Genomic DNA, 18765 nt, shown 5'->3' on the forward strand with positions numbered 1-18765 from the left:
AGTGCATGATCAGTTTCTCATAACGATCAACCATCCAATCCTCAAAAATCATAAAGCGCACGGTCAGGAACTGTTGCCCGGATTAGCCCATATTGATCTGTTGTATCAAATGTTTCGCGAAAATGGTCATGATTACAGCGAGCTTGAGCTGCGTAATCTAACGATCTATCATCCGATCATGGTGGGACAAGACTATGATGTCATGCTGAGCATTCAGTGCACGCAAGGCAAAGCAGGACAGTGGCAGATTCGGATGGAGGGTCAGACACAGCGCAACGGCATTTTAGACTCGGAGAAAAAGCTGTATGTCACTGCTGAAATGCATCATAGTGCCGCTATGCAGTTCGATGAAACGCTGGATCTTCTCATGATAGAGCAAGCGGCAAACAAAAAGGTCAATCTGCATGATGTGTATGAACAATGCCGCCGCCAGGAATTGGTGCATACAGGTTTTATGAAGGCAGAAGGAACGATTTACGAAACAGATTCAGCGGCGGTAATCGATATTTCACTCGGTAAACATGCCCTTCCCAGTGCGGAAGGGTTCATGTTTCACCCGACATTGATCGATGGGTCCGCGATCGGCTCGATGGTAATGTTCACCTCGGTAGTCCAAGAAGAACAGCGGCTATTTTTACCGCTTTTTTATGAATCTTTTCGGGCCTCCGCTCTTTTACAGCAACATTGCTTTGCCAGAGTACAAACGTCATCTATCCAGCGAAAAAATGAACTGATGTATATGACGATGGAGTTCTTTGATAGATCAGGTAGAAAAATAGCACATTTGCAAAATTTTGCGGGCAAGCTAGTTCGTGATCCTGGTCTGATCAATCCCAATAAAAAAGAAGTACCTCAGCTTCGAGAGGAGATTCAACCATCGAAGCAAACAGTATCTCTGTCGAAAGGATCTGTTCATGAGGCGAATGAATCGCAATCTGCCCTCGTGAGTAAAGCACAAACTTTTTTACAACAACTGCTGGCAGATCGATTACAAGTTCCAGCCGCATTGATTGATACGCAGATTGGTTACTATGAAATGGGGCTGAATTCACCGGGCTTATTGGAAGTGGTGAAGGCTGTCGAAGCGAAAGTAGGAACACCGCTGTCTCCTACTTTATTGTTTGAGTATACGAATATCGCTGAGTTGGCCGCCTATCTTGCCGAGAATCATGCTTCCGTATTCAGCGGGCTTGATTTGATGAAACAGGAAGGTAAACAAGAGTTGCCGCAACCTGCCAGGGTCGTAGATTCATCAGCAATCTCTGAGAGTCATGCAGCGAATGCCAATGAAGAAATTGCGATCATCGGGATGGCAGGGCGTTATCCAGAGGCCAGAAATCTCCAAGAATTCTGGATGAATTTAAAAGAGGGCAAAGACTGCATCAAAGAAGTCCCGAAATCTCGCTGGGATTGGCAGCAGTTTGGGGAACTCAAATCCCCTTCAGGAAAGCAGATGTCCAAATGGGGAGGGTTTATTGAAGACCCTGATTGCTTTGATTCTCCCTTTTTCCGAATATCGCCGCGGGAAGCAGAAACGATGGACCCCCAAGAGCGTTTGTTTTTGGAAACATGCTGGGAAGCGATGGAAGATGCGGGTTATACGCCGAAGACGATTGTTCCGGCTCGGGGGAGCAGTAACAGACGGCAGGTTGGTGTCTTTGTTGGCGTGATGCACAAGGATTATGCCCTCATCGGAGCAGAAGCGATGTCTCGGGGAGAAATGTTCCCGTTATCCTTGAACTATGCACCGATTGCCAATCGCGTTTCTTATTTCTGCAATTTTCATGGTCCAAGCATGGCGATTGACACCGTATGCTCATCCTCTCTGACGGCTGTTCATTTGGCGCTGGAGAGCATCAAGCGAGGAGAATGTGAGGTAGCATTGGCGGGTGGCGTCAATTTATCCTTACATCCTGGCAAATATTTGTCATATGGCATGATGGATATGCACGCTAGTGATGGCTATTGTCATACCTTTGGTAAGGATGGCGACGGGTATGTTTCTGGCGAAGGCGTCGGTACCGTCGTGTTAAAGCCATTGCGCAAAGCGATTGAGGATGGAGATCATATTTATGCCGTGGTAAAAGGAAGCAGTGTGAACCACGTCGGATCGGTGAGCGGGCCTTCCGTACCAAGCCCTGTTGCTCAAGCTGAGGTGATTACAGCATGCCTAGAAAAGAGCGGTGTGGACGCGAGAACGATTCGTTATGTAGAAGCACACGGGACCGGGACTTCTTTAGGCGATCCGATTGAAATTCAAGGATTGGTGAAAGCGTTTCGTCGATTTACAGAGGATCAGCAGTTTTGTTCCATTGGCTCGGTGAAATCAAATATCGGGCATGCAGAATCTGCCGCGGGTATCAGCGGTCTGCAAAAAGCTGTTCTTCAGCTCCACCATAAAACGCTCGTTGCTTCCTTACATGCCAAGGAAGTGAATCCGTTTATTGATTTTGCGCAATCTCCTTTTTATGTACAGCAACGGACAGAAGAATGGAAAACGGTGAGCATGGAAAACGGTCAAGAAGTCACCGTTCCGAGACGAGCGGGGGTAAGTTCGTTTGGAGCTTCGGGGTCCAATGCCCATGTTATTTTGGAAGAATACACCCCAGCCGAAACAAAGCCGAAAGCGCAAGCAATTGGCCATAAAAATCACCCAGTGATAATTCCGCTATCTGCCAAGAATAAGGAAAGATTGCAAGCCTATGCGCAAAAAGTAGCGGAGTTTCTAAAAGGGGCATCATCTGACAATCAGCTTCAAGAAATGCTGGAGAAGAAGCTACGCAAGATTTTATCCAGTATTATTCATGTGGGAGAGAACAGCATTGAGATCGAACAAGAGTGGCATGAATACGGAGTAGACCTCGTTCAAATCACACAGTTAAAGCAAAAACTGCAAGAGGAGCTGCATATTCAGCTAGATATCAAGGAGTTCGATCAAAGCAGCTCTATTGCTTCCGTCATCGCTTCTCTCATGGATAACCATCGAGAGGATATTGAGGGAGAAGTTCAGTCTTTTGCTGATTTAGAAACGCAACTCGATCTGGAAAATGTGGCGTATACCTTGCAAGTTGGACGAGAAGGGATGAAAGAACGAGTAGCCTTTGTCGTCAAGGATATACCTGAGCTGATGGGAAAATTGGAAGCTTATTCGAAAGGCGAGAATACGATCGATACTTGTTGGGAAGGGAGCTCGAAGCCTAACAACGATTCATTCGGATTATTAAGCGATAACCACGACTCTCAACAGCTTATCCAAAGCTGGGTTGCAGAAGGCAGCATCAGAAAAATAGCTGAATTATGGGTGACAGGCTATGAAATGGATTGGGAACAGCTTTATCTGAATAACAAACCTAGACGTGTTCCTTTGCCCACATACCCATTTGCGAAGAATCGTTATTGGATTCCGGAAAGCAAAAGTAAATCTGTAAGCGGCAAGACAGCAGCGCCATTCACATTCACGAGTGAAGCTGCGATTCATCCACTGTTGCAAAGGAATACTTCTGATTTTTCTGAACAGAGGTTTAGTTCCACCTTTACAGGTCAGGAGTTTTTCCTAACGGACCATGTCGTGAAGAAGCAGAGAATCTTGCCGGGAGTTGCCTATCTGGAAATGGCGAGAGCAGCAGCAGAGCAAGCAACGGCTGCCTTGACAGAAGAACCAGCCCAGATTCAACTCAAAAACGTGGTTTGGACACGGCCAATTGTCGTGGGGGACCAGCCTGCACAGATACATATCGGTCTTGTTCCCGAAGAGAATGGTGAGATTACTTTTGAAATCTATAGCGAGTTGGAGGCTATGGATACAGAACCCGTCTTACACAGTCAGGGCAGCGTCATGCTTCATTCTGTTGCTGAGAAACATGCCTTGAATCTGCCATCCTTACAAGCGGAGTGCGGTCACCGTGAGTTTTCATCTGAACAATGCTACAGCATTTTTCATTCAATAGGAATGGATTATGGGTCGGCACATCAAGGAATTGACTCGTTGTATGTAGGGGAGGGCAAAGTATTAGCCAAGCTGTCCTTGCCAGCCTCCATCTCCGAAATGGAGAATCCTTTTGTACTGCATCCAAGCCTAATGGATTCTGCCTTGCAGGCATCTATCGGGCTCATGATGGTTGCGGAGGATACCCCATCAGCGGATGGCCATTCGAATCGCAAGCCCTCCTTGCCTTTTGCCATGGAGGAGATCGACATTTACGACAAGTGCACGTCCTCGATGTGGGCGTATGTTCGCTACAGTGCCAACAGCAGCGCAGATGACAAGGTGCAGAAGCTGGATATTGATTTATGCGATGACCAAGGAACTGTTTGTGTACGAATAAAGGGATATTCCATGCGAGTGCTCGAGGATGGGAAGCAGGCAAACCATGTTTCTTCGAGCCTAGCTTCTTCCGTAATCTCACTGGAGCCTCCTGTGGGGAATCTCATGCTGTCCGCTGTGTGGGATGTGACTCCAGTTGAGAAAGGACAGCTTTTCCCTACTGCTGATGAGCAGGTAGTCATTGTGGGGGGAAATGAAGAGAATGCACGCTCCATTCAACAATACTTTCCTCGAGCAAAAGTGTCGTCCATTCAGGCTGAGAATACGATTGAGGAAATCGTACACCGACTGGAAGAGCTTGGTTCCATTGATCATCTGGTGTGGATCGCTCCTTTTGATGCGATAGATTCCTTGGCGGATCATCGATTAATCGCGGGGCAGGATCAGGGAGTGATTCTATGCTTCCGAACGATTAAAGCCTTGCTTTGCTTGGGATACGGAAGTAAGGAGTTGGGGTGGAGCGTCATCACGGTTCAATCCCAGCCCATTTGCCATACAGATGTTGTGAATCCTTGCCACGCCAGTATTCATGGATTAATTGGTTCGATGGCAAAGGAATATCCAAACTGGAAGATTCGACTTATGGATGTAGAGGCCGAATCTGAATGGCCATTAGATGATATGGTGAGACTGCCAAGAGATCGTCAGGGGCGTCCGTGGGTTTATCGTCAGGGTGAATGGTATCGCCAGCAGTTGCTTACCGTCGATCATCCCCCGATCGATCATACACGTATGAAGCAGGGTGGCATTTATTTGGTGATTGGCGGTGCTGGTGGCATCGGTGAAGCATGGACCGAATATATGATTCGTACCTATCAAGCCCAGATCATATGGATTGGTCGTCGTCAAAAAAATGAAGAGATTCAAGCGAAGATGGATAGGCTTGCCACTTTTGGACCAGCACCAGCCTATATAGCAGCGGATGCAACGCAGCAGAATGCTTTGCAAGAAGCTTATGAACAGATAAAGCAAACGTATACACGGATTGACGGAGTTGTTCATTCTGCCATGGTCCTGGTTGAGGAAAGCTTGGAAAACATGCAAGAGGAAGGTTTCCGAGCAGTGCTTTCGTCTAAGGTTGACGTGAGTGTGAACATCGCTTTGGTGTTTGAGAAGGAGCCTTTGGATTTCGTATTATTCTTCTCTTCGCTCATGGCAGTTACAAAAGCTCCGAAGCAAAGCAACTACGCGGCTGGATGTACCTTTAAGGATGCCTATGCTCATCAATTGACCCAAGCATGGCCATGTGCGGTGAAACTGATCAATTGGGGCTATTGGAGCAGTGGGCAAGTGGAAGAGTCTCATCAAGAGATGGTAGAGACCTATCGTCGTTTAGAGCAAATCGGCATTGGTCTTATTCAGCCTCCAGAAGCCATGCAAGCCATAGAGACACTTCTCGCAGGAGCTATGGATCAAGTTGCTTTAATGAAGACCACGAAGCCTATTGTCATTGAAGGGATGAAGGTAGAGGAATGGGTGGGTGTTCACTCTGCACTTTATCCATCCATGCTACAGCTGTCTGCCCATGAAAATGAAGGGCTTGCTGATGTTGTGGCTGCCTTTATCAAGGAGAGATTGAAGCAGGATCCATCAGCGCGAATGCGGATTCTCGAACTCGGGTCAGGTACAGAATCTACCAGTTCCTTGATTTCACAAAAATTACATGCCTATCAATCTTTTATGAGCTTCCAAGTTATTGATCCAGAAGCGGCATTAAGTGAACAAGGAATGAATGCTAGTGAATACGACCTGATTATCACAGCTGATAAACTGCACACAGCTCAACAAATTCGCCAAACCATGCGTAACTGCAAGAATCTCTTAAAAAGGAATGGTCTGCTTCTAGTAAAAGAGATGACCGATCAAAACGTACCTAAAGACCTCGCAGAAGGTCTTTCACTACCTCTGGAAGCTTGGCAGAAAGTATTGAGAGATGAGGGCTACCGAGTTGTCTCCTATCCACAGTTGATGATTGCTGAAAGTGACGGCGTGGTCCGCAAGTCCAAACAACAGCAGAAATCAATGGGGACCTCAGCTTCCACTCTACCCATTTCTTCACATGCAGACAGAGGAACGAGCACAGAGGAAATGCTTCGGGAGAAAAGCATCGCCTATTTCAAACAATTGGTCGGAGAAACACTGAAAATTCCATTTGACCAGATCGACTCTTCTGCCGCTCTGGAGGAGTATGGCATTGATTCGATTATGATTGTGCAGATGACGAATGTCTTACGGAAAAAATTGCATCAGATCAGCACGACCCTCTTTTTTGAATATCAAACGATTGATGCGCTGGTCGAGCATTTCATGACAACACAAACGGATGAATTGCTTGCATTAGTCGGAATAGATGACCAGCGGCCTGTTCAAAAGCAAATAACCAACGCAGCAGCTTCTGCAAAGCCAACCAGAGAGCAAGCTGGCTCGACATTTCGAAAGGCAAAGTCTCGCCGTTTCCTGCAAGTTCTTGATACAAAATCGGAAAAACCAACAGCGCCGTCCAGACAGGATGTGGCGATCATTGGTCTTTCAGGTCGTTATCCGCAAGCGGAGGATGTCTGGGAGTTTTGGACTCGCCTGAAAGAAGGGAAGAATTGCATCACGGAAGTACCGGAGGATCGTTGGAATTGGCAAGAATTTTTCAGCGAAGAAAAAGGAAAAAGAGGATACATGTACACCAAATGGGGCGGTTTCATCGAAGATATTGATAAATTCGACCCGCTATTTTTCCAAATTTCGCCTAACGAAGCAGAGCAGATGGACCCTCAGGAGCGCTTATTTTTACAAACGGCATACGCCAGTTTAGAAGATGCGGGCTACACACCTGCCACATTAGGAGAAAGTAGAAAAATTGGTGTGTTTGTTGGTGTCATGAATGGAAATTACCCAGCAGGAACGAGCTACTGGTCGATTGCGAATCGACTTACCTACTTGTTCAATTTCCAAGGACCGAGTCTAGCAGTGGATACGGCGTGCTCCTCTTCTTTGACGGCGATCCATTTAGCCTTGGAAAGCCTGTACAGCGGTACAAGTGAATGTGCCATCGCTGGCGGTGTCAATTTAATTGTCGATCCGTTTCACTATATTCGACTGTCTGGAGCGACTATGCTATCTGCTGGTGACAGCTGCAAGTCGTTTGGCGACCAAGCGGACGGCTTTGTAGATGGAGAAGGTGTGGGAGCTATCGTATTGAAGCCTCTGCAAAAGGCGATTGCCGACGGAGACCACATATACGGCGTGATCAAGGGAAGCATGCTCAATTCAGGGGGCAAAACAAATGGATATACGGTTCCAAACCCCATCGCGCAGTCGCAGGTAATCCACGAGGCATTGCAGCGAGCAGGAGTGGATGCTCGTGCCGTCAGCTATATCGAAGCGCACGGTACAGGTACCGCTTTGGGCGATCCAATCGAGATTGCGGGACTGACTCGCGCATTCGGACAATACACGAAAGACAAGCAATTTTGCTCGATCGGCTCGGCCAAGTCGAACATTGGACATACGGAGAGCGCGGCAGGAATTGCAGGCTTGACTAAAATATTGCTTCAGATGAAGTATGGTCAAATCGCACCATCTCTGCACGCTGAGGTCATGAATCCAAACATTGATTTCAGCGATACACCATTTGCAGTTCAGCAAAAGCTGGCTGAGTGGAAACGACCAACCATCGAAATCAACGGAGTAACCAAGGAGTATCCGAGAATCGCCGGGCTATCATCTTTCGGGGCAGGAGGAGCTAATGTCCATATCGTCATCGAAGAGTATCCCGAAAAAGATAGACAGCCTCAGAGTAGCATCCAGCCACAGCAACCAAAAATGATCGTGCTCTCCGCGAAGAACGAAGAGAGACTGTTCGTTCAAGTGAATCAATTATTGAAGGTGATCAAAGAAGAATCATTCACCGATGCCCATTTGGCTGATATCGCTTTTACGCTTCAAGTAGGGCGGGAATCGCTGGAAGAACGCTTGGCTGTTATCGTCAGATCAGTTGATGAGCTGGAGGAAAAACTAACGCATTTTGCAGAAGGCGCAGAGTACATTGCCGAGCTGTATCGTGGGCGAGTGAAACGCAACCATGACACGGTAGCTCTTTTTGCTGATGAAGATATGAAGCAAACAGTGGAGACATGGATTGCCAAGGGGAAATACGCAAAACTGATGAACCTTTGGGTCAAGGGCGTCTCTCTTGACTGGAATAAACTATATAGCGAAGATAAGCCGCGCCGCGTCAGTTTGCCTACCTATCCTTTTGCTAGAGAGCGTTACTGGATAAACGTTCAAAAGCCAATAGCAACAGGTATGCCCGAAGCATTTTCGGCTAGCGGGGATATCCTCCATCCATTGCTTCATAAAAACACTTCTGACCTCTATGAACTGAGATACAGTTCCAGTTTTACAGGGCAGGAGCCGTTCTTGGCAGATCATCTTGGAAACGGGCAATGCCTCTTTCCACTCACTGCTTATCTGGAAATGGCACGGGCGGCAGTGAAACAGGCAGCAGGAGATAGAGCGGGGACTTTATCTGGAATCCGAATGACTCAGGTTGCTACAGAAGAGCCGCTATTGGTGGGCGATGATTTGGTTCAGGTACATCTGGGGATCTATCCAGAGGATACTGGAGAGCTTGCTTATGAAATCTACAGCGAATCGAAAGAAGATGATACCAAGTCTGTGGTACATAGCCAAGGTATGGTCGAATTTACTTCGCTCGTTGAAGCACCAACTTTGAATCTAACTGCCTTGCAAGCCGAGAGCAGCGAGATGCTTACTGCCCGACAATGCTACGAGCAGTTAAAAGAACGTGGAATGGCTGATCAACCGAATTTGCAAGGGATTGACCACGTATACAGGACACGAGGACAAGTACTGGTAAAACTCTCCTTGCCCTCAATTGTGACGGAGACAGCAGGACAATTCGTTCTTCATCCTAGCCTGCTAGAGTCCCTGTTGCAGTCATCTCGTCATCTCATCACGGAGGTTACATCATCTGACAGTATCAGCTCCATCCAATCAGATGGTACTTTTACCCTTGAAGAGCTGGAGATCTTCGAGAATCATCCTGTTTTGATGTTTGCTCTCATTCGATTCAGTGATGATGTCCAAGCGGAGAATGAGACTGCGACAATAGACATTGATTTATGCGATGAGGCAGGCAGAATAGGCGTGAGGATGAGAGGCCTATCAATTGGGAGCGAAAAACGGGTTGCGACGTTGAGAGAGACTCAGGAAACAGTGACTTCCGCTCCACCGCTGATGGGAACCACGATGCTCACTCCAGTATGGAACGCCGTGTCTGTCGAAAAAGGGGAAGTCATTCCAGCAACAAGTGATCAAGTAGTCATCGTTTGCGCCGAAGAAAAGGACGGAAGTCTCCTACAACGTCATTACCCTCAAGCTACTGTTTTACCGCTTCAGTCAGATGACTCTATTGAGGTTATCTCAAATAAGCTGGAAGAGCAGGGGGTAATCGATCATATCATGTGGGTTGCTCCTGATAGCTCTGTGGAATCCGTAAAAGAGGAGTCCTTGATGAACGATCAGGAGCGGGGCGTTATTCAAGTTTTCCGCTTGATCAAGGCTTTGCTTGCGTTGGGGTATCAGACGAGAGACTTGGGCTGGACGATCATTACTGTTCAGGCGCTGGCTATCTACAAAAAAGATACGGTTCATCCAACGCATGCCAGCATCCACGGGTTGATCGGATCGATGGCGAAGGAATATCCGAACTGGAAGGTAAGACTCGTCGATTTGGGAGCGCATACCGATTGGCCGCTACGTGATATTTTTGCTTTACCCGCCGATGCTCATGGAAACGCTTGGGCATATCGTGGACACGCGTGGTATCGCCAGCAGCTGATGCCTGTGCAGAGTCCTTTCATCAGTCAAACCGTCTACAGACAGCATGGAGTCTATGTTGTAATTGGAGGCGCGGGCGGTATTGGACAAGCGTGGAGCGAATACATGATCCGCACCTATCAAGCACAGATCATTTGGATCGGTCGTCGCAAGAAAGATGAGTCGATTCAGAACAAAATAAATCAACTTGCTGCCCTAGGACCCGCACCGCTCTACATCGATGCCGATGCTACGGATCGCGAGTCGCTGCAATCTGCTTACGAAGAGATCAAGAAGCAATATGCCAAAATTAACGGGGTAATTCATTCCGCTATTGTTCTCCTTGATAGAAGTCTGGCGAATATGGACGAGACAACCTTCCGCGCTGGACTGGTACCAAAAGTAGAGGTAAGCGTGCGGATGAGCCAAGTATTTGGCGAGGAGCCGTTGGATTTCGTCCTATTTTTCTCCTCGATTAACTCGTTTACGAAATCGCCAGGACAAAGCAATTATGCTTCAGGCTGCGCCTTCAAAGATGCTTTCGCCCATCAGCTTGCCGAGGAATGGACGTGTGCGGTGAAAGTAATGAACTGGGGATACTGGGGCAGTGTTGGAATCGTTGCGTCCAAGGGCTATATGGAACGCATGGAACAAATCGGCATTGGCTCGATTGAACCTTCAGAAGGGATGGAGGCATTGGAAGCCTTGTTATCTGGTCCGATGAATCAAGTGGCGCTGATGAAAACGACCAAGCCACTCGATATGGAGGGAATCAATACAAGCGAATCTGTTGCAGTCGTTTCAAACAAAATTTCCTCCAGCATGGCAAGCATTAAAAACAAGTTAAAAGTAAAAGAGATGCCGAGAGCAGCCTATTTTGCATCAGAAATGGATACGGACAGGCACAGCTTGTTTGATGACGTACAAGCAACGATCATTCAACTCGCCTCTCTAATCCTGAAGGTAGAGAGCGAAGAAATAGATTCGGATATTGAACTGAAGGAGTACGGATTCGATCCAGTCAAGCTCACCGAGTTTTCTACCAAAATCAATCAGAAGTACAAGCTTGAACTGACACCAGCTGTGATGATGGACTATCCAACGCTTAAGCACATCACTGAATTTCTAGTCAATACCACCCTGAAATCTCAATCGGAAAGAGAACAGGACAAACCGGTTCTATACGTGTAAGCCGAAGGAGTGCCTAGAATGAACAAAATGGACGAGCTTCTCTTAAAATTATTGTGGGGTCAAATGCAGTCGCTTGGCTGCTTTACGGAAAAGAATCAAGAGCTTAGCGATCTCAAAAGAAAAAGCGGTCTGCTTGACTTATACGACATGTGGCTCGAAGAAACGGCTTCTGTTTTGGCCCGGAATGATTATCTCGTTTACGATAGCGCAACATCTACCGTGATCGATACTGCTCCCATTTCCAGTACGGCTGTCTGGCAAGAATGGGAGCAAGAAAAAGAAGTCTGGCTAAAAAATTCGGATACGAATGCGCAAGTTAAGCTAGTGGAGGCAACCTTGCGTGCTTTACCACAAATTCTCACTGGAAAAGTGCGGGCCACAGAGGTCATCTTTCCCAATTCGTCGATGGAATTAGTAGAGAAGGTATACAAAAATAACACCGTTTCCGACTACTTCAATGAAGTGCTTGCTGATACAGTGGTTGCTTTTGTGGAGGAACAGCTGAACCAAGATTCTGCGGCCCGAATTCGCATTCTCGAGATTGGTGCAGGTACGGGAGGAACGAGTGCTGTCGTTTTCCAAAAACTAAAGGCGTATGAAGAGCATATCCAGGAATATTGCTACACAGATCTCTCCAAAGCCTTTTTCATGCATGCAGAAAAAGAGTACGGCCCAAGCAATCCTTATTTGACCTATCAGATTTTTAACGTAGAAGAGTCAGTGACGGGACAAGGAATGGATCTGGGCAGGTATGATATTGTCATTGCAGCAAATGTCCTGCACGCCACCAAAAATATTCGCCAAACCGTGCGTAACGCGAAAGCCGTTCTAAAGAAGAACGGCTTGCTTCTGCTAAATGAAATGAGTAAAAACACCATCTTCCTCCATCTTACCTTTGGGTTGCTGGAGGGATGGTGGCTGTATGAAGACCCAGAGCTGCGCCTTTCGGGCTGCCCTGGGTTATCTTCGTCAACCTGGCAGAGAGTATTGGAGGAAGAAGGATTTCAGTCGGTCTTTTTCCCATCAGAAGAGGCGCATGTGATGGGGCAGCAGATTATTGTTACCGAAAGCGACGGCGTGATCCGCCAACAGCAAAGACAACAGCCTAAACCGAAGCCAAACATACATGCTGAACAGCCAAAAGCAAAGAGAGTGAATATACCTTCCGCTCCTAAAGAAAGGGCAATCGAGGATGTCCTGCGCGAAAAAAGTACGGAATACATCAAACAGCGAATCGCTGAAACACTGAAGATGCCGAGTAACCGAATGGATGCTTCCGAGCCTTTAGAGGCCTACGGTATGGATTCCATTTTTTCTGTACAACTGATCAATCAATTTCGGAAAATATTCGGTGAAACTATCAGCGGTACTTTGTTTTTTGAATATCAGACAGTAGCTGACTTAGTCGAGCATTTACTAGAGACACAAAGAGAAGCGCTGATTTCGCTCACAGGATTGGATGATCACAAGCAGGAGCAGGAGTTAAATCGAACGGAAGATCATGTTGAGTTTGCCCCATTGCCGAAAACCGAAGGGAAACGTAACCGAGGAAAAATGAGAGCATTTGCGTCATCTGCTCATTCGGAAATGACGGCGTCCAAGCCTACGTCCTCCGGTAAAATAGCGATTATTGGAATGAGTGGGCGTTTTGCTCAAGCTAACAACTTGGACGAATTTTGGGAGAATTTACTGCATGCGAAAAAGTCTATTTCAGAAATCCCAGAAAAGCGTTGGGATTGGACAGCGTATTATCATCCAAATCGGGAGGAAGCCATTTCCCAAGGAAAAAGTTATAGCAAATGGGGTGCCTTCTTAGAGGAATTTGATCAGTTTGATCCGTTATTCTTTCAGATGACTCCGCGAGAAGCAGAAAATATAGACCCTCAAGAGCGCCTCTATTTAGAAGAGTGTTGGAAGGCGTTAGAAGATGCAGGATATGCCTCATCGAAGATGTCTACGGAGCTACGAAAGCGAACAGGGGTTTTTGGTGGCATTACGAAACAAGGATTTCATCTGTATAGCACGGAAACTACCCATCACTTTCCGACAACCTCGTATTCATCGATGGTTAATCGGGCTTCCTACTATTTAAACTTACAGGGACCGAGTATGCCGATTGATACGATGTGTTCCTCAGCTTTAGTAGCGATTCATGAAGCATGTGAATACATCCGAAACGGGAAGGGAAGCATGGCGATTGCTGGTGGGGTGAATCTGTACACACATCCGCTTACGTACTTCGGTCTGACAGTGGGCCAGCTCATCTCCCATACTTCTGACAGTGCTGCCTTTGGGAACGGGGGTATAGGTTTTGTGCCTGGCGAGGGAGTGGGTGTGGTTGTTCTCAAGGATTACGATCAGGCTGTACATGATCGGGACCATATCTATGCCGTGATACGAGGAACCGCCGTCAACCATAAGGGTAAAGCCAATAGCTACATGACACCAAGCCCCATCCCCATTGCAGATGTGATGGAAGAGGCGTTGGGAGAAAGCGGACTGGACCCTCGATCCATTAGTTATCTGGAAGCTTCTGCCTATGGGTCAGACATAGTCGATGCCGTCGAGATGACAGCGGTGACGAAAGCTTTTCACAACCGTCAAGGAGCAGAAGGGGATTATCGACTCGGTTCGGTCAAACCGAATATCGGGCATTGTGAATCGGCTTCCGGCATGTCGCAGCTGATGAAAGTAATTTTGTCATTACAGCATCAGACGCTGGTTCCAACCCTGATTCCTGACGAATTGAATCCGAATATTCATTTTGATCAACTCCCATTCCAATTGCAGCGAGAGGTATCGGAATGGAAGCAGGTCACAGTAGATGGGCAGACAGTCCCCCGGCGAGCAGGCATTACCAGCTTTGGCGGCGGTGGAGTGAATGCCCATCTTATCGTTGAGGAATACAACCACAATCCATCATCAAGGAGAGTAAACGATTCAGAACCTGAGTTGTTTGTCTTTTCGGCTAAGAATAAAGAGAGATTGCAAGAATACATTCACCGCTGGATTGGTTATTTGCATAGGAACCAGCATATCGAAATAGCGAATACAGCCTATACCCTTCAAATCGGAAGAGAAGAAATGCCTTGCCGTTTGGCTGTCATCACCAAAAGTCAAACAGAGCTTTACCAGCAACTGGAACGCTGGTTAGAACATCAAGAAGAGACGGAACATTGCTTTTTTGGCGATCTCAAGGAAAACAAAGAATTGATGTCAGACCGGGTTACGCGGGCCATCGAATCAAAAGATGTAGGAGAACTGGCAAAATTGTGGGTTCTAGGCAATCCCATCCTGTGGCAGAAGCTGCATAAAGGGAAGGAGTTATCCCGAGTAGCTAAGCTCCCAACCTATCCATTTAAGAGGAGAACGTGCTGGATAGAACGCAATCAAACGAATCGCTCTAGGAGGGAGACGAGCATGACATCCGCTCATCCAGAATTCGAAAACAAGGCCGTTGAGATTTACACATATAGCGCCAATAGCAGCGAAGCGGAGTTTTCAGAGGATTACTTGACTGTATGTCCATTTGAAAGGAAGATTCCAGGCTTTTCAATGAGCCGTGTCATTTTGAACCCGGAAAAATATCCGTTGGAAAGAGAAATGGTAAGAGAGAAGCAAGTAGAGATGCGCCAGGTACTTTTTTGCAAAGAAAATTTTTCGCGAGTGCAAAAAGTATTGGACTTTGGATGCGGTCACGGGACAGATGTGATTCAAATAGCAGAGCTCTATCCGCATATGGAAACCCATGGATTTACAATTACCAAGGCGCAAGCGGAACTTGGCAATCAACGAATCGCGCAGAAAAATCTGGGGGCACGAGCGAAAATTTTTAATAAAGACAGCTCCAAGGATGCCTTTCCCGCTCTCTATGACATTATCGTCGGGATTGAAGTGAGCTTCCATATTCGTAATAAACATGGACTATTTCAAAATATCTCCTCTTCTCTGAACGAAGAGGGAACCGTTCTGTTGATCGATTACATAGCCAATACGCGAGGACCGATCGTAGACCAGAACGTAGAAGTCAGCATTCCCACGGTGCAAGAATGGAGTGAGCTTTTAGCGGAGCATCAGTTAGTGATCGATGAAATCATTGACGTATCGCCGCAGATTGCTAACGCCTTGCATGATCCTGACGTGGATCAGTACATCAAGCATTTGCCTAAAGCTGTTCAAGATTTGTATATCAACACGGTGAATCAATCCATCTCTCTTGAAAGAGGGTGGATCAGCTATTGCTTGTTTAAGCTGAAAAAGGCTCCGCATCTTGCGTACACGAAGCGTTGTGAATGGAATGCCAGTAAAATATCGAAGAAAAGACCGTATCCAGAAGCATTAGCGGAAATGGTAAACAGCGGCTATATTCCTTATCCGAAACAGCAAATGAGAACTCTTCCTCATCCAAATCAGCATGACCACAGCTTTCATTGGAATAGGGAAACAATCAAAGAATCGTTGGTCGAGGCTTTTGCCGCCGTTTTAGGTCTTCAACCAGAAGAACTGGAAGAAGTAGAAACCTTGAAGGATATAGGAATTGGCTCTCTTAACGCCGTTGCCTTATCCGAAATGATTAACAGCAAATTTAATCTGAAGCTACCGACCAGCGTTGTGTTTGAACATAATACGTTAGATTCTTTGGCAAGCTATATTGCTAGCCATTTGCAGCAAGACGAGCCTAGCCAGCTCCATGCAAGTAAACCATTCGTGTCGGATGCTCAAAATCAACTAATAGCATCTGAATATTCTGGACGAAAACGCAATTTGTCGACAGATCAGTCCATTCCAGATCGGACAGAAATCAAAGCGAGTCTGATCGAGGTCTTTTCGACCGTTTTAGGCTTGAGACAAGAAGATCTGGAAGATGTAGAATCCCTAAAGGAATTAGGAATCGGCTCGCTCAATGCCGTTCAATTATCCGAAGCCATCAATAGCAAGTTTTATCTAAAACTACCGACAAGTGTAGTGTTTGAACATAATACGCTAGAAGCATTGGCGAGCTACATAGCGACTCATCTACCAGAGCGCCAGCCAGCTCAAACAGAATCGTTTAACCAAAATCACGGAAATCTTGAAGAGAAGCCTGCTTATACGGAGAGAGTCTCGACGCGGAATATTGCCTACGAGCCGACTAAAGCAGCTTCTGATGATATTGTGATCATTGGGATTTCCTGCCGCACAGCAGGTGCAAAGGGGCAAGATGAGTTCTGGGAGCTCGTCAGTCAGGGCAAAGATTGTATCAGAGAAGTGACCAATCCAGACTGGCGCGCCTTTTTCAAAGAAAATGCACTCGGCGATATTCCGATTAAATATGGGGCGATGGAGGAAATTGAATATTTTGATCCAGCGTTTTTTAAAATTTCTCCTACTGAAGCCCAATCGATGGATGTCACGCAACGCATCCTTTTACAAGAGAGCTACAAAGCGCTAGAGGACGCAGGTTATACCCCGTCCATGCTGCGAGGACAACCGGTTGGAACCGTCATTGGTGCAATGGCGGGAATGACGGTAGAACAAGATTTCTCTCATTTTGGCATGCTCGGATCGGATACGAGTATACTCGCCTCGCGCATTGCTTATTTCCTTGACCTAAAAGGACCAGCTTTGGCTGTGAACACAGCTTGCTCATCCTCTTTGGTTGCAATCGATATTGCTAGCCAAAAGCTGAAGACGGAAGAGGTCGATCTTGCTATCGCAGGAGGTATTACGATTTATTCCCATCCTGCTCCGTTTATCTCGATGAGTAACGCAAGGATGCTATCTCCTACAGGGGAGTGCCGCCCGTTTGACAATGGAGCCAATGGCATTGTCGTTGGGGATGGTGTTGGTGTTGTGATTTTAAAAAGATTGCAAGATGCATTACGGGATAACGACAGCATCTATGGTGTAATCCGTGGCAGTGGAACCAATCAGGATGGACGGACATTGGGCATTACCGTGCCTAGCTTCCAAGCGCAAAGCGACCTGCAAAAATCTATTTACGCGAAAAAACAGATTGATGTGGAAGACATTCAATATATCGAGGCACACGGAACCGCGACCAAATTAGGGGACCCTGTTGAGATTCATGCACTGAGTGAATCTTTCCGCCAATTCACGCCGAAGAAACGATTCTGCGCAATTGGTTCTTTGAAAGCCAATATCGGGCATACCACAGCAGCGGCTGGGGTGTTGAGTGTCATCAAGGTTTTACTCAGCATGAAAAACAAGAAGATGGCCCCTTCGATCCATTTTGTCAAAGAGAATGAACACATTGATTTTGAAAACAGCCCTGTTTATGTGAATACCAAGCTGCAAGATTGGCAGACCAATTCCAAAGGCTCTCGCTTGGCTGCGGTCAGCTCTTTTGGCTTCAGCGGCACCAATGCTCATCTGGTGATCGAAGAGTTTGATAGAAGCAAGGCCAGATCCGCTGCTCCTGTTAAGGGTCAAGAGATAGCAACGGGAGTCTTCGTGCTGTCAGCTGAATCACGTGAACAATTGATGGCCTATGCCAAGAAAACAAAGGCATTTGTAGAGAATCATCATGATGTGAAACTGGCAGATTTCCTTTATACCTATCAGATTGCAAGGGAATCGATGTCTCATCGAGTAGCAATCGTGGTCGACAGTAAGGAACAGCTGATTGCGCAGTTAGAGCAATTCATACAAAGTAATGGGGCGAAAACGGCTGATCTCTTTATCGGAGAAATAAACAAAACGGGCGGAATCAAGATCGGCGATACCGAAGAGGGAAGGGATTTTATCCGCAATCTCGCTCTGAACAAGAAGATCAAAAAGCTGGCGGAGCTATGGGTTCATGGTAACGAAATAGAGTGGGGAGCTCTCTATCCAAAAGGAATGGTGAGCCGTCTATCAGGTCTGCCAAGCTATCCTTTTGCCGAGGAACGATACCGTTTACCCAAAGTTGTCGTAGGCAACCGTCCCCATCAAGAAGCGGCCGCGACCTCCGAACTGACAGCAGAAAAACATGAACAGAGAGTAGCAGACATAGCCAACTCAACTGAGGTAACCCCTGATCAGGCGGAAGAAGCTGATGTGAGGGAGACAGAAATCCAAAGCTCCGTTACCCATCATGATGTTATACATGCTGATGATGACGATACACCACGTAACGAACTAGTGAGAAAAATTGCTGCTGCTTGGGAAGAGGTACTTGGGGTGAAAAAGGTTAACATCCACAAAAACTTCCAAGACCTGGGCGGCGATTCAATCATGGCCACTCAGATTATTTCCAGATTGAAGAATAGCTTTCCGGTTGATTTGAATTTAGACAATCTCTTTTCGGCGCCAACCGTTGCAGGAATGGCGGAGCTGATTGAAGAGGAACTGATTGCTGTTATTGATGAACTTCCAGAAGAGGCGATTTTGGAGCTATTAAGCTGATGAATTCACCTAGAAGTAAGGCAGCAGAA

General features: G+C 46.8%; 2 protein-coding genes. Both read left to right on the top strand.

Annotated features, from left to right (window positions below; all coding sequences use genetic code 11):
* The first annotated feature begins 1 nt into the window (after nucleotide 1).
* Complete coding sequence (locus HP399_RS10930; RefSeq protein ID WP_173617111.1) at nucleotides 2–11350, top strand: SDR family NAD(P)-dependent oxidoreductase; 11349 nt, start codon at nucleotides 2–4, stop codon at nucleotides 11348–11350.
* Nucleotides 11351–11368: 18 nt separating this feature from the next.
* Nucleotides 11369–18736 (top strand): beta-ketoacyl synthase N-terminal-like domain-containing protein, encoded by a 7368-nt coding sequence (locus HP399_RS10935; RefSeq protein WP_173617112.1) that lies wholly within the window; start codon nucleotides 11369–11371, stop codon nucleotides 18734–18736.
* Nucleotides 18737–18765 lie beyond the last annotated feature (29 nt).

The sequence above is a fragment of the Brevibacillus sp. DP1.3A genome (assembly GCF_013284245.2).
In the GTDB taxonomy this organism is placed as follows: Bacteria; Bacillota; Bacilli; order Brevibacillales; family Brevibacillaceae; genus Brevibacillus.

What these genes read in the sequence shown, in the direction of transcription:
- HP399_RS10935 (WP_173617112.1), top strand. Translation starts at nt 11,369, where the DNA reads ATGAACAAAATGGACGAGCTTCTCTTAAAATTATTGTGGGGTCAAATG.